Below are 14,755 nucleotides of genomic sequence, written 5' to 3' on the forward strand. Positions count from 1 at the left end.
TTTAGATATAGGAAAGACTCTAGAAATACTGGACATCAGGTGTGAGATAAAATCAATATGAATTCTATGAACTTGAGTTATTGGCCGAAGCTTGTTGTGATTGCGGTTTTTGTAGTTTTGTTTTCGCCAGTATCCGCCACATTAGCAGCTACAAGTTTATCCAATAGTGCTGAATCTCAATTAACGGATTCATCTACAAAGCAACTTTTAGCTGATAATAATGACAACGACGATGATGATGATGATGATGACGATGATGATGATGATGATAAAAAAACAGGACGTACTACCCGTCAAAGAAATACGGTTAGAGAACGTAAGATCATAAATACAACTAAAAGTAATTCTCTGAAAGGGAAAAAATCAGAATTTACCTTAGTGGTTTTGCAACCAGGTGGTACACTATCAGAAGTAATTGCAAGGGTTTCTCTCAAAGGTAAACATGGGAAGAAATACCATAAAGAAAGATTTTTAGGTGATTACAAATATCAAATTAAGCAAAAAGCCAAATTTGCGAAAGGTTTCAAGAAAGGCGATCGCATTGTTGTAAGATTGTACAATACCCAAAATACCTTCATTGGCTATAGTGAATTTGAATGTCTACCAGGACACCAAACCGTTAACCTAGTTCTATCACCCCAACCTACACAAACTCAAATAGTTCGGACTGTTTACGGTGTAGATGCTAACGAAGATAACATTGTTGATAGCAACACTACCAGCTACGACTACTTCACCCAAGTCAAAGAGCAAAAAGTTATTTTCCTCAGCAGTTCTCAAAATATTAACACCACCAAGTTTCAAGCCACAAACTTGACTAATGTTGCTAAAACCAGCATTTATCCGACATCATTTAAACAGGGTGAGTATTCCTTGCTCAGTAAGTCTTTAAATATCTTTAGTTCAGACTTAGCACCAGCCCTCACAGCTATACCTGGTAGTTTAGTACAGTTAACACAAATTACTAACAACTCCAGTTTTAATCTGCAAAAATTATTAACATCCTACCGTCAAATAGGTGTAGCCAAAAGCATTCAAACAGCATTTTCTGATATCTCTACAAACTACTGGGCTAACGACTTCGTTTCCGAACTAGCAGCAATGGAAATTGCTCAAGGTTTCCCCGACGGTTCTTTCCGTCCTGACGCACCCGTTACCCGTGCTGAATTTGCTACTCTCCTCCAAAAAGTTTTTAGTAACAACAAAGTTCGCCAAGTTACCAGTTTTAGAGATGTTTCCCGCAACTACTGGGCTTATAACTCTATCCGTGAAGCTTATCAAATGGGCTTTTTTAATACTGCTGGTAACAACTTCAATCCTACACAAAATCTCACTCGCTTAGAGGTTTTAGTCGCCTTAGCAAAGGCATTAAACTATAAAACCACCAATTCCAATACAAGCATTTTATCAGCCTACAGCGACATCTCCAGCATTAGTAGTGAATCTCGTAGCCTCATCGCTTCACTAGCACAAAATGGCGTACTTGTCAACTATCCCAATACAAATTTACTCGATGCTAACAAAGTAGCTACCAGATCAGAAGTTTGTGCTTTACTATACAGAGCTTTAGTAAGCAAAGGTGATGCTGTTGATATTGGTTCACAATACACAGTTAACTCTTCCTCAGATAATGATAACGACGACGATGATGATGATGATGACAAAGGAAAAGTAAAACCTAACCGCAGCGACAACGACGATAATGATGACGACGATGATGATGATGACAAAGGAAAAGTAAAACCTAATCGCACTAACTGTAACCAAGGTATTGGTAATGGTGCGGAAGGTTGCGATCCTGGTAAATCTAGTCCTCGTGGTGGTAGCAATGATGAAGGAGGAAGAACTCCGGGTGGTAAAAAGTAATTTAGTTTAGAGTAATTGGTAATAGGTAAGAAATTGATCTTGCCTTTTGCCTCTTTGTCAAAAGTAATATAAAATGCTCTGTGTTATCAGTAAGCTTCACTAGCATCAAAAATTTCTGATCTAGGGAAGATTAGTACACTGGCGAGAGTAAAATACAATGAATCCTATTAACTTAACTTATTGGAGTAAACTATTTGTTGCAGCCGTCTCTGTTGTCGCATTATCGCCAATATCTTCGGTATTAGCAGAATCAAAACTTAGTAATTCCCCAGCAACGCAACTTTTAGCAAATCAATTTGACAGACAACCAGTTGATATTCCCATTATTAGGGATTTTTCCCCAGAAAAAAAATCAGAATTTACGCTTGCTATATGGCAACCTGGTGGTACAATTTCCGAAGTAATTGCCCGTGTTTCTATTAAGAGTAAATATGGCGAAAAGTATCATCAAGAAAGATTTTTAGGTGATTATAAATATAAGATTAAGCAAAAAGCTAAATTTACGAAAGGATTTAAATTAGGCGATCGCATCGTTGTGCGATTATATGATACTAGCGATCGCTTTATTGGCTACAGTGAATTTGCCTGTTTACCGGGAAATACTGCCGTCAATCTGATTTTATCAGCTAATCCTAGTGAATATCAAGTAGTTCGCAGCCTTTATGGTGTTGACATGAATAATGATAGTGTTGTTGATAATAATACTACCACTTACGACTATTTTACAGAAGTAAATAATCAAAAAGTTACTTTCCTCAATAGTTCCCAAAATATTAATATTACCCAATATCAAGCTGCCGGATTTTCTCAAGTTGCCACAACTGGTGCTTATCCTATCTCCTTTACAGAGGGTGATTTTGCTTTAGTTGGTAAATCCATCAATGCTTTTAATTCTAACTTAGCAAAAGCCTTAACAGTTACTCCTGGTAGTTTAGTACCGTTAACTCAAATTAACCAAAATTCTAGTTTTGCACTCGGACAGTTATTAAGTCAATACCGCCAAATAGGTGTAGCCAAAGGTATCCAAGTATCATTTTCTGATATTCCTAACAACTATTGGGCTAAAGAATATATTGCCGAATTAGCAGCAATGGAAGTAATTGGCGGATTTCCTGATGGTACTTTCCGTCCGAATGCACCAGTCACTCGCGCCGAATTAGCAGCCTTATTACAAAAAGTCTTTATCAAAAGTAAAGTCCGCAAAGCAGTTAATTTTAAAGATGTCCCTCGTCAATATTGGGCTTATGATGCTATTCGTGAAACTTATGAAATGGGCTTTTTTACCATCCTTGATAGTAAAAAATTTAACCCCACACAAAAGCTGAAACGGTTAGATATTTTGATCACTTTAGCCAAAGGATTGAATTATAAATTTACGGGTTCAGCAACAAATGTTCTTTCAGTTTATAGCGATGCTTCAAGTATTAGAAGCGAACATCGTAATTTCATTGCTGCACTCACAGAAAATGGTGTAATTATCAATCATCCCAATAAAAAACTGCTAAATACTAAAAAAGTTGCCACCAGAGCAGATGTATGTGCTTTACTGTACAGAGCAATGGTTAGTGCTGGTAAAGTAGCAGATTTACCATCAAAATAAACTGTCTAACCTAACCTTTTCCGGCGTTGCTGATTAACGGTATGAATTTTAGTCTCACGCAAAGGCGCAAAGACGCAAAGGTAAGAGTTTTAAAGGTTCAATTTAGGAATTTCATACCTCAATATGGCTATCGCCACGCAGGCTATCAGCAACGCCCCTTTTCCCTTACCTACTTTTTCAACTTAGCTATCGAGGTGTAGATGTTGACTGTTACCAACTCAAGTTACTCTGAAAAGTGATTGACATAAGTTGATAACAAAATAAAACACAGAATATGGAAACAGAACATAGTCTAATTTTGGATTTAACAATCGTCTTAGTCGCTACAGCACTAGGAGGATTTTTGTCCCATCGGTTACATCAACCTGTGATACTTGGTTATTTAGTGAGTGGTTTTGCTATTGGACCCTTTGGTTTAAAGTTATTAAGCAATGTTGCTGATATTAAATCTTTAGCAGAAATTGGTGTCGCTTTTCTACTGTTTGCTCTGGGTGTAGAATTTTCTTTAGCAGAATTAAAACGAGTTAAAGATATTGCCATCAAAGGTAGTTTACTACAAATTGGTTTAACAATTGCTCTAGTTGCAATAGTAACTGTCTCCACAGGTTGGGCTTCTGGAATTACAAAAGGCATTTTCTTAGGAGCAGTTTTATCTCTTTCTTCCACAGCAATAGTATTAAAAACACTCACAGAAAAGGGTGAAACTAATACCGTGCATGGACAAATTATGCTGGCAATTTTAATTACCCAAGATTTAGCTTTGGGTGTAATGTTAGCAATACTTCCTGCTTTGCAACAACCCGAAAATATTGCTGTAGCATTGGGATTTTCTTTACTCAAAATTGCCCTGTTTGCAATAACAGCAATTATATTAAGTGTGTGGATAGTTCCCCGCATTTTAAGTAATATTGCTGCCACAGAAAGTAATGAATTATTTCTGTTAGTTGTCATTGCTTTATGTTTAGGAGTTGCTTTAATAACTGCATATTTAGGTCTTTCCATTGCTATGGGAGCGTTTGTTGCTGGTTTAATGATATCGGAAATTGATTATGCTGATCAGGCACTAGCAAAAATTTTACCGTTGCGAGATACATTTGCTAGTCTGTTTTTTGCATCAATTGGAATGCTGATTGATCCAACTATTCTGATCAACAATTTTGGACTAATATTAGGACTTGTAACTTTGGTATTGTTGGGTAAAGCAGCAATTATTTTAGGCATTGTTTTAAAGTTTGGCTATTCTCTCAAAAATGCTATTATAGTCAGTTTAGGAATTAACCAAATTGGTGAATTTTCTTTTGTATTAGCATTAGCTGGGTTAAAATTAGAATTGCTGTCTCCACAAACCTATTCTTTACTATTAGGCACAACAGCAATTACACTAATTCTTACACCTTTCTCACTCAAAGTTGCACCTTTAATTGCCGATTATCTGAATCAAAATCCCTTCCTCACAAAGTTCTTACAACGCTTTTCTGCACCAAAAACAATATCTATGCCAGAAATAATTACTGGTCATGTAGTAGTAGCAGGTTATGGTAGAGTTGGGCAAGTAATTGTCAACATCTTACAAACAGAAGGATATCCAGTTTTAGTAATTGAAAATAGCGAAGCATCTGTACAAAGATTAAGAACACGCCAAATTCCTTACATTTTCGGTGATGCAGATTCGGAATTAGTATTAGAAAAAGCACATTTAGAAACTGCCAAAGCTTTAGCGATCGCCCTTCCAGATCCTGCCAGTACCCGCTTACTTTTGAAAAATGCTTTGACTATTGCCCCTAATTTAGATGTAATTGCTCGTTCACACAGTAACAAAGAAATTGACATCTTGACTCAAATGGGTGCGAAAGAAGTCGTACAACCTGAATTTGAAGCCGCATTAGAGTTAGGAAATCATTTACTAAAAACCTTGGGTGCAGCAGAAAATTACATCCAAACTGTGATCAATACTATTCGCAAAGATAGATACTTAAGTGTTAGACCAGACAAAGAATAAACGAAATAACAAACACCCGTATTTATCTGCGTTCATCTGCGTTCATCTGCGGTTAATTATTCTTGAAATCTTATTCTATTTGGTATAAGGACTCAAAAAAATTGTCAAATCAGGTGGGCATTGCCCACCCTACCTTAACCTTTAACGCAAAGAACTTGTTTAAGTGTTGCGACTATTTCCACCAAATCGGCTTGATTTGCCATTACTTGCTCAATAGGTTTATAAGCAGCAGGAATTTCATCTAACACTCCCGTATCTTTACGACATTCTACACCTTCAGTTTGGGCAATTAAATCATCAAGAGTATAGACATTTTTAGCCTTACTTCTTGACATTAATCTCCCTGCACCATGGGAACAAGAACAAAAACTATGAGCATTACCTTTACCTTTAACAATGAAAGATTTTGCTCCCATTGAACCAGGAATAATCCCATAATCTTCTGTTTGAGCGCGAACTGCACCTTTACGAGTTACATACACATCTTCGCCAAAATGTACTTCTTTTTCGGCGTAATTGTGATGACAATTTACCTCTAATAAAGGTTTGGTAACTTTTCCTCCATTAATATGTTTTTCAACGATTTTTTTAAATCGGAACATCATTACATCACGGTTAAAATGTGCATAATTTTGCGCCCATTGTAAATCTTGCCAATAGGCTTTAAATTCTGGTGTCCCTACGACAAAGTGAGCTAAATCGGGATCTGGTAATTTATTATTTGCCATTTTCGCTAATTCTTTAGCAGTATTAATATGGCATTGTGCTAATTTATTACCAATATTGCGAGAACCAGAATGCAGCATTAACCAAACTTGGTTTTCTGTATCCAGACATATTTCAATAAAATGATTTCCTCCCCCTAGAGAACCCATTTGTTTCATGGCTTTACTTTCTAAATCTTGCACACCACGATGCAAGTTAGAAAAATCGCGCCAACGTTGCCAGTTAGTTACTGCTTTTTCTACATCTTTGTTTTCATTAAATCCTGTGGGAATTGCTGCTTCAATATCCAGGCGAATTTTCTTTAGTTTGCCTTCTAATTGTTCACCTGTAAATTGTGTTTTGATAGCACTCATACCGCAATTGTGAACAAATACTCCTGCTTTGAGAGCAAAGTTATGATACTCCGGTACTGTGAGACAATACACATTTTCTGTGTAATTTAGGGGAATTATTGCAACAATTTTGTGATTATAATGAATGAGATCATCTATCAGTTCAATATTTCCTGGACGGTTATCCAATTCATTAATTTTACCTAATAAACCAGAACGAGCAATCATCCAATGTGCCTTTTGCCATCTTCCAGAATATGGTTGAGATATGAGTGTATAACCATCTTTATCAACTTGGGAATAAAAAGGCATTAAAGAAGTACCTATTTCCAGTAATTGTGCTTCTTTGTAACTGCCATCTCGAAGCATAAATTGATGATCTGGAGTACAGATTATCTCTTCACCATTATCTAAAATTACTTTAACAAGAGGCGCATTTGTTCTCGTTAATTTTGCAGTAGCTTTAGCAGCTACAATTTTTCCGGTTTGGGTGCAGGCATAAACTATAAATTCTTCATTTTTGTCAACTAATCCTTTGATAGGATAGGATTTTCCATCAACTAAAGGAATCAAAGTTTCTCCGATAAAGCAACCAAGATCCACGCCAACAGCCGCAGGAATAATAGCGTCTTTAGTAGCAATAACTGAACCAACTAATGCGCCTTTTCCTAAGTGAACATCGGGCATTAAAGCCACGTGCTTAAATACAAATGGCAATGAGGCTACATTCTTGGCCATTTTAGTTTCATCTGAGCCTAAAGAATGATTTGCCCAAGATAAAACCGGGTGTGGTGTAGTAATTCCTAATTGTTCGTAGGGCATAATTTTAATTAACAATTTTAGATGAATATGATGATCGGTTTGAGAAACTCTCTCTCTTGATAAGTGGAGAAACTCAATAAATATATCTTTTTAACAAGAACTTTTTAAACCCAATCATTACATACTACATATATATTACATGAATTATAATTTTGTCAACCTATATTTACAAAAATAGGTTAATCTTGAATATATTCCGGTAATTCACTGTGATCATATTTTCCTGGATACCAAAATGAATAATAATAATCTGGAGGATTGTTTCCAGTTTGCACTATGAGTTTAAAGGCAGTTTTATTTGATTTTAATGGTGTCATCATTAAGGATGGACCAATTCATATCCAACTAATAGATGAGATTCTCGTTCAGGAAAATCTTCAACCCCAACGGGTGCAGGAACGTCAAGCTAGTTTAGGTAAAATTAGTACCTGTGGAGAGCAAAGCCATCGCGCTTATGTTCAGAACCTGCTGAAAAATCGTGGTAGGCTCGTGACGGAAGAATACATGATGCAGTTACTCACTCGCAAAGCTCAAGCTTATGTGCAGGAATTGGAGAAACTAGAAAAATTGCCTTTGTATTCTGGGATTGAAGATGTAATTTTTCAGATTCGTTCCCGTCATCTCAAGTTGGGGTTAGTCAGTGATGCTTTATACCCAGAAATAGAAATAGTATTAACATCTGCTAAATTAGCTGAATACTTTTCTGTAATTGTGTCGGGGAATGATATCAGCACGAGTAAACCTAACCCAGAAGGTTATTTGTTGGCTGTTGACCGACTAAATCAGGAATATCCAGAATTAAGTCTAAAACCTCATGAGTGTTTAGTGATTGAGGACACTCCCGTAGGTATCCAAGCCGCCAAACGCGCTCAAATGCAAGTGGTAGGAGTAGCAAATACTTATCCCTTCCATATGCTCCAACGTCAAGCTAACTGGACGATTGATTATCTGATTGATTTGGATTTACAGCGGGTACAGGAAGTTTTTTCGCAAAAAGATGTGGAAACTATTGTCCCTGAATGTTAAGATATGGTATGTATGTCAGATTAATAAGGGGAATTAGCTCAGTTGGTAGAGTGCTGCGATCGCACCGCAGAGGTCAGGGGTTCGAGTCTCCTATTCTCCATTGTACATTCGCACATTATATGTCGCATTTCGCAAATTAATGTCGTTATTCTCCAGATACGGTATTCGCAAATTCACTTTATTTAGTAGAATTTGATCGGAAAAGAGCGATCGCTTCCCTGGATGAAGGTAAGGCTGTGATTCCTGTGTGGCTGGATGTTATTTATAAACAGTTGACACTGAAATTGACACGCTAAATTATGAAATAACTAGCCATAAGTAATGAAACTTATAGGTCTCTATTGCCCATTGACTTTAAATAAATACAAATTTTTTGATTTAGAGTGTATCTTCCATTCGTAGCACGTGTTGTGCTGACAGCAGAAATACTATTAAGAAACACATTAAGATGGAAAATCTAAAATTATTACTTAGTAAGCTGTATAAAAATGTATTTTTTGAAAGTTATAGAGAATTAGTATAAAGGAATTTGACAAATATTACTTTACCAATGGACATATTTAAGAGAAAAATAAGCGCCAACTACTTGATAATAAGAACTTAAAAACTCAGTTGCTTTGGATTGTTTTAGAAGATTCAGTTTTTTTAACCTGTCTGCTTCTGTTCTTAGCTGTTTGCTTTTTCACAGGAGGACTGGCATTGTTTTCATAATTGTTCCGCATATCTAACCAGAGATGTCTTAGATCAAATTGGGTAGGCTGAACATCCAGGCGATCTAGCCTATGTTCAAGTATACTGGTTTCCACTTTCCAACCTTCCGGTGAAAGAAGAATCTCTGGTAAAGAAGCAGATACAGCAAAACTATTTACTTCATTTAAGATATCTTGTAGCTCCATATCCTGAACATAACCAATCATTGCACCTGAAGAAGTGAATTGACCGTAACGGTGTGTACTTGTCGTAAATCTAAGAATTCCTTTGTTGACATATTCCGCAACAAAACTCCTTCCTGAAATATCTTTCTTCCCTAAACGTTTACATTCTATTTCATAGTTTTTGAATATTGAATTTAGGTTATCCTTTTTTCCTAATCGATCTCTAAACTCCCATTGAAAATCAGGTTTTTTTATTTCATAATCCTCAAAAACTTGCTCATTTTCTAGATCGGGTTGTTTTTTGAGGTTAAGTTTTGGGCTTGTAGCAATATCAGTTTCATTAATTTTTTCCCACTCAAGAATAGCACGACGGATACATATATCCAACCTGCGATTTAGGCTATCACCCTTTTGAGCATCTTCAATCAATGGAAGAGAGGAGCTTTTGTTAAGCATTTCTAATGCTAGAATAATTATTTCTAATACGCACTTCTCAAAGTTAGCCCACGAATTTAACTTACCTAGTAAAAGACCGCTCATAAAGAAATATCCTGGTTAGACTCCTGCAAATTGATGGCTTGAATTAGAGTTGCCTCGACATCTTCACGAGCCATACTCTTTGTCCAAAGTCTTTTTTGATTACGCTTAATGATTATAATATTAGTGTCTGTTACTACACGAATCATACCATCTATGTATATACGATTACTATCGTAAGGCACTAATAAGCTGTCGTCAAGTTCTCTCAACACTTGTATCCATGCATCCTCATCATTTTCTGGAAGTTGAGAGAATGATTGACCTACTTCTTGTGTAGAAAATATAACACATAACATAGTTGTTATTTTACAAGAAGATATTATTCTCCAGCTAAACTCTCCTTCTGGATAAATCTCACGGTTCCAAATTTTCAAGAACACACTCAAGTAATCTTTGAACTCGTCTGAAATTCCTATTGCAGATGAAATATCTTGAAGAACTCCATACTTTAGCTGAAGTCCATGAGCAATTACAGGCTTAACCGCTTGACTTTTAATATTATTGTAAAAAAATTCGATGCCAGTATCACACATATCACGAATTAAGTCACGCTCTGATACTCTTAGTTCATATAGATCAAATACTGCTCCATCAAGTTGAGATTCAAGCTTGGCAATCTCCTTATTTATTTCTAACTGAGTTTTGCCATTTAACGCCAACATATTTCGAGGAGTTAGGTTAAAATTTATCAATTTATCAACAATAAGAACAAGTTTGTCTCTTTGTTCCTGAATTTCTGGAAACCGAATTGGTAAGTCGAGTAGTTCATGATAATAAATTTCATAATGCCAGTTTCCCCAGTTACTACTAGTTAGAAAGAAATAGTATCTGGCAAGTGATGACCATAAAATTCCTAAAATAACTTTGTACCGCCAATCAGTCGGCTCTGCTAGTTTTATACAATAGATAGAGTGACGAAAACAAAACGTACTTGACTCAAGACGAGAAATAATTTGTCCTTTAGGTGAAGTAGTCTGAGAAATACCACGTTTTATTAAAATCCGCATTCCTGAATATAAATTTTCACTTTTTCCTGTACGGTAAAGTCGCTCAGGAATAGTTTTAAGTTGCTGCATATCCAGAAGACCATATTTTGTAAAAAATCTAGTCGGAAACTCTCTGTAATTGGGAAGCTTTTCACTTGAAAATGAATCTTTTCCTTTTCCTTTCTGGAAACCCTGGCCTGAATTCTCAATATCGCAAAAATCTCTTAGTGGCGGATTTAGTTCTAAAACATCAATCAAATCATGATCTCTGTGATTTCCCCACCAATAAATTTTCCACAGTTTATCATTTTCAATAAAATCACTTTGCCGAACTCGTTGAATATCTACATGGCTTAGGACTACTGATTTTAAACTAGCAGCATGAGCAGATTTTTTTGCAGAAAAATAATCAACTATTTGTTGCTGAGTATCAATATCAGATGTTTTTTGAAAAACTATAGATGCAAATGGAGAAATTGCTTTGAAAAATATATCTCTTGTATGGGAAAAATTGATAACTTCTATCAGTTTAATTGAGCTTAATAACTGCTGCCGAAACTGCTTGCTCTTTTGGTGACGTTTGAAAAATATACCAGTAGAGACTAATAGCCCTGCATAACCTCCATCTCGTAGAAGATCAAGTGTTCTCCAAATAAAAACTTGAGACCTTTCTTTATCACCAACTGGATAACCTCTTTCACTACACCATTTAAGTCCTTTCTCTAAAGCTGCTTTCCCTAATTTATCATCGTCTTTAGGTTCACCCCAAGGTGGATTACCAACTACAATATCAGCACAACTACTGCCAAAATCACTTAGTACATTAATATCATTAACTTTTGATTCTATATCAAAAGCATTGGCTTCAATTAAATTATTGAATCTTTCATTAGATGTTAAAATATCTTTTTGGTACTTGAGACTAGGAAGGGTTTGTCCATTTTTTATCTGCTCCCAAATCGCTGGTGGTTGTTGATAATGTAAGAGAGCTAAATACAAACTAAAAGCAGCAACACGCACAGCCTCTTCATTGATCTCAATCCCCGCTATTTGCTCTCTAATAATTTTTCTAAGCTCTTCCGAACCTAGTCTTGTTCCATTTTGCTTATAGGTAAGATAACGTACAATTCTTCTAAAAGCTTCAACCAAAAAAATCCCTGAACCACAACATGGATCGATAATTCTAGGATTCTTTTCAAGAGATTGTGGTGTGAGAACTTTAGAAAGAACAAATCTTACAAGCGAGCTTGGAGTATAGTGTGTACCGTGGTTTCCTGAATCAGCATTTGAAGTTAAATAAAATTCTTCATAAATACTGCTAATAAGTTCAATAGGAATAATGTCAAACTTGTATGCCCAAAAGAAAAGTTTTTGCTGAGGATCTACATCGCCTCTCAAGAAACCTTGCACTAACTTAAGATGTTCTATGTCTACTGCTTTTTTTTCTTGAATATCAGATGGAAACATATCCCCATTAAAATCTTCTGATAGCTTATCAAATAAAGCATATGTAAATTCTTTATCTTCTAAAACTCGTGGGTATAGAAGCCTTTCCATATCCTGATGAATGTCAGATTTACCTATTTCTCTATTAAGTATGACTTTCCATGCAGGGTTTTTTGCAGCAACTTCCTCGAAGTAATCCCGAGTCAAAATCTCTCTGTCTTCCAAGTAACGAATGAAAATTGATCTACCAATTAGTGCATGAGCATATTTATCATCTAGTTTTTTATCCACGCTAGGAGAGGTTAGTCTAGCACGAACTGTCTTTAAATCCCTAATTAGAGATTGATCTGCACGTTGGTCATCATGACCAAAATGTTTTTCTTCAAAAAGCTTACCTGATTCTACTATTTCTCGGTGGTAATTATTTAGTTTTTTCGCAACTTCAGATGCTTTTTTTACAATTGCTAAAGGCTTAATTTTTTCCCATTCTTGAAGTGTTTTAGCAGGAGGTTTTGTGAGATCATAAACAGAAAGTTCACCTTTTATAGCGAGAAACAAAATTTGAGGTCTAGCCATACACCAGATACTGTTAAAAGCTTGTCGCAGAGTTTCTCTATCTTGGGTTTCCCGACTTGCAAAAACAATTACAGGATCATCTTCTACAAAAAAAATCTTTTCTGCACCAACTTGCTTGGCCAGGGACAACCAGTCCCCTTTGTTAATCCATTGTTCCAGTGTTAAATCATTAGGAGTAGCGTCTGCATCCAAAAGTTCACCCTCGTTAAAATCAAGAGCGGAATAAGCGGTTTCTAAAAGTTCGCGAATGGAGCTTAACCCTACAACCATTGGATTAGACTTAAATATTTGGACTGGACACAACCATTTGAAATATCATCTTATTCCTTACAGCTACCCTTTGCAAGCATTCCTTACTTCTGTTCGTCTTCACCCCTCCATCTTTGACCCGGATTTCTCAGATTTCAATTCGCAGTGCTATGGAAATATGTTTTTGCGCTCTTAACATCTCCCCAAACGCCATAAAACACCGATGACACCAACCATCAACCCACAATGCTGGAACTTTAAACCTAGCCCCACAATTAGGACACTCAGACAGCAAACTTAAATGATGATGCTGACACGCCTGAGTCACCTTAAACTGCCACTCAATCCGATGACAAGGCGACTCACATAACAAGCAGCACAAAGTCGAATAGGTTCAAGATTCATTCCCACCCCAGCAGGTGGTAACATCTGCTCTAAATCAGCATCAACCCCCACAGCCTTAGCCACAGCCTCCAACTGTTGCCGAGAAGGAGGGGGATTAAAACCCACATTCCGCAGTTATTGAAGCAGATTAAATAATTATAAATTGTAAGAGGTTGTTTGAAAATTGGTTCTAGTCGCATAATTAACTCCCGAACAATCAAAATGAATTAGATTGAGTGTTGGGTTAACCAAGCTTCTAAATCAGCCACACTAGAAAAATCTAATAACGCCTCTCCTAAATTTTCTAACTGTTCAATTGATAATCCTGTAATTCGCTCGATTAATAACGCATCAACTTCACCAATCCGGCGATGTAGTAGACGCAGTATTAAGTCTTTTTCTCCTTCTTGTCTTCCTTCTTCTTTAGCTTGTTCTCTATTTCTTTGATAAAGTGGTTCTAGTCGCATAATTAACTCCCTATCATCTGTTTCTAGTTCTTGATTTACTCTCAAATTTTCGCGCAAGTTGTAAACTAATTCCAGGGTGGCTTTTTGGTAAGGATGATCTAATGGTAACGCTTGCAACTCGATAACTGCTTGTGATTGTATGCTTCCCCTACCCAAAAGCCTCAACCATAAAGTCTCCGGTGTTTGCGGTAGTTGGTGTATCGCCACAATTGCTGTTCGCAAGGCATCTGCTAAAAAATGTACTCCCGATAACCAACCTTCTTTTTGGATAGTTCCAAAGCTAGATAAACGAGTTTCAGATATAGTGGGGGTTAAAATCCACAATTTAGGAATTTCTGACTCCTGAAGTTTGATTTTATTGGCTTTGGCTTCTCGTCGCAATAAAGCCTTTACTTCTAATAACTTGAGAATACAGTCGCAGATTTCATCGGTAGAAGCTGGATTGCGGTATGGTTCTATTATTGCAGGATTTTCGGCAAGTCTTCCTAGTAACCCCAGTATTTGTAATTTAGAAGTTTGTTGTTTAGCAGGTGTAAATAAAACATCTATTTCTTTAATCTCTCCTGAAACTTTTTCTGATGCTTTGACTTCTCCGTAATCTTTTAATAATTCTTCTAGATAGTCTTTGGCGAATTTATCATGTATAAACCTAGTCATTGAATTTTAATCTTGAGTAAAATCTGGGAAATAATTTAGACTTCTATTATATAGCAGTTAGGACTTACGCACTGTACAAATTTACCACTATGTATATGTGTATAAACGAAATTCCCTTATATCAACAATGATTTAGAAGATTACCACCTAAATCAACAGACATCAAAAAACCTCTACAATCGCTACTGTATAGAGGTTTACGAG

10 protein-coding genes, 1 tRNA gene and 1 pseudogene are annotated in these 14,755 nt (G+C 36.3%); 5 read left to right on the top strand and 7 right to left on the bottom strand.

The features are described from left to right. Positions 1 to 57 precede the first annotated feature (57 nt). From FJR04_RS13950 to FJR04_RS13960, 3 genes are all read left to right on the top strand, one after another. Positions 58 to 1,866 (top strand): S-layer homology domain-containing protein, encoded by a 1,809-nt coding sequence (locus tag FJR04_RS13950; protein WP_168495720.1) that lies wholly within the window; start codon positions 58 to 60, stop codon positions 1,864 to 1,866. Between the two features lie 157 nt (positions 1,867 to 2,023). Continuing rightward, on the top strand, positions 2,024 to 3,466 hold the full coding sequence (locus tag FJR04_RS13955) for an S-layer homology domain-containing protein (RefSeq protein WP_168495722.1): 1,443 nt from the start codon (positions 2,024 to 2,026) through the stop codon (positions 3,464 to 3,466). A gap of 274 nt (positions 3,467 to 3,740) precedes the next feature. After that, positions 3,741 to 5,465 (top strand): cation:proton antiporter, encoded by a 1,725-nt coding sequence (locus tag FJR04_RS13960; RefSeq protein WP_168495724.1) that lies wholly within the window; start codon positions 3,741 to 3,743, stop codon positions 5,463 to 5,465. Between the two features lie 134 nt (positions 5,466 to 5,599). Here FJR04_RS13960 and FJR04_RS13965 read toward each other — a convergent pair whose 3' ends face one another. Next, entirely contained in the window at positions 5,600 to 7,126 is a 1,527-nt protein-coding gene (locus FJR04_RS13965; protein ID WP_371717996.1) for an RtcB family protein, read from the bottom strand. After that, a pseudogene (locus FJR04_RS26650) lies at positions 7,115 to 7,345 on the bottom strand (RtcB family protein); the annotation flags it as partial. The pseudogene FJR04_RS26650 and the gene FJR04_RS13965, both read right to left, overlap by 12 nt. A 276-nt stretch (positions 7,346 to 7,621) precedes the next feature. Here FJR04_RS26650 and FJR04_RS13970 point away from each other — a divergent pair. Together FJR04_RS13970 and FJR04_RS13975 are read left to right on the top strand one after the other, a co-directional pair. Beyond that, positions 7,622 to 8,371 carry an HAD family phosphatase gene (locus FJR04_RS13970; RefSeq protein WP_168495728.1) on the top strand — a complete coding sequence of 250 codons (750 nt, stop codon included), beginning with the start codon at positions 7,622 to 7,624 and terminating at the stop codon, positions 8,369 to 8,371. 27 nt (positions 8,372 to 8,398) lie between these two features. Next, positions 8,399 to 8,471: transfer RNA gene (locus tag FJR04_RS13975), tRNA-Ala, on the top strand. A gap of 508 nt (positions 8,472 to 8,979) precedes the next feature. Here FJR04_RS13975 and FJR04_RS13980 read toward each other — a convergent pair. From FJR04_RS13980 to FJR04_RS14000, 5 genes are all read right to left on the bottom strand, one after another. Next, positions 8,980 to 9,786, bottom strand: coding sequence for a hypothetical protein (locus FJR04_RS13980; protein WP_168495730.1), 807 nt, complete (start codon positions 9,784 to 9,786; stop codon positions 8,980 to 8,982). Further along, positions 9,783 to 13,064, bottom strand: coding sequence for a class I SAM-dependent DNA methyltransferase (locus tag FJR04_RS13985; protein WP_168495732.1), 3,282 nt, complete (start codon positions 13,062 to 13,064; stop codon positions 9,783 to 9,785). Before FJR04_RS13985 ends, FJR04_RS13980 begins: the two co-directional genes overlap by 4 nt. A gap of 127 nt (positions 13,065 to 13,191) precedes the next feature. Next, positions 13,192 to 13,371, bottom strand: a complete 180-nt coding sequence (locus FJR04_RS13990; protein WP_168495734.1) for a hypothetical protein — start codon at positions 13,369 to 13,371, stop codon at positions 13,192 to 13,194. Next, on the bottom strand, positions 13,368 to 13,553 hold the full coding sequence (locus FJR04_RS13995; RefSeq protein WP_168495736.1) for a hypothetical protein: 186 nt from the start codon (positions 13,551 to 13,553) through the stop codon (positions 13,368 to 13,370). The genes FJR04_RS13990 and FJR04_RS13995 overlap by 4 nt, the downstream gene beginning before the upstream one ends. A gap of 101 nt (positions 13,554 to 13,654) precedes the next feature. Continuing rightward, complete coding sequence (locus FJR04_RS14000; RefSeq protein WP_168495738.1) at positions 13,655 to 14,551, bottom strand: DUF4351 domain-containing protein; 897 nt, start codon at positions 14,549 to 14,551, stop codon at positions 13,655 to 13,657. Between the last annotated feature and the right edge of the window lie 204 nt (positions 14,552 to 14,755).

Origin of the sequence: Anabaena sp. UHCC 0204 (genome assembly GCF_009711975.1) — a bacterium.
Taxonomy (GTDB): Bacteria; Cyanobacteriota; Cyanobacteriia; order Cyanobacteriales; family Nostocaceae; genus Dolichospermum.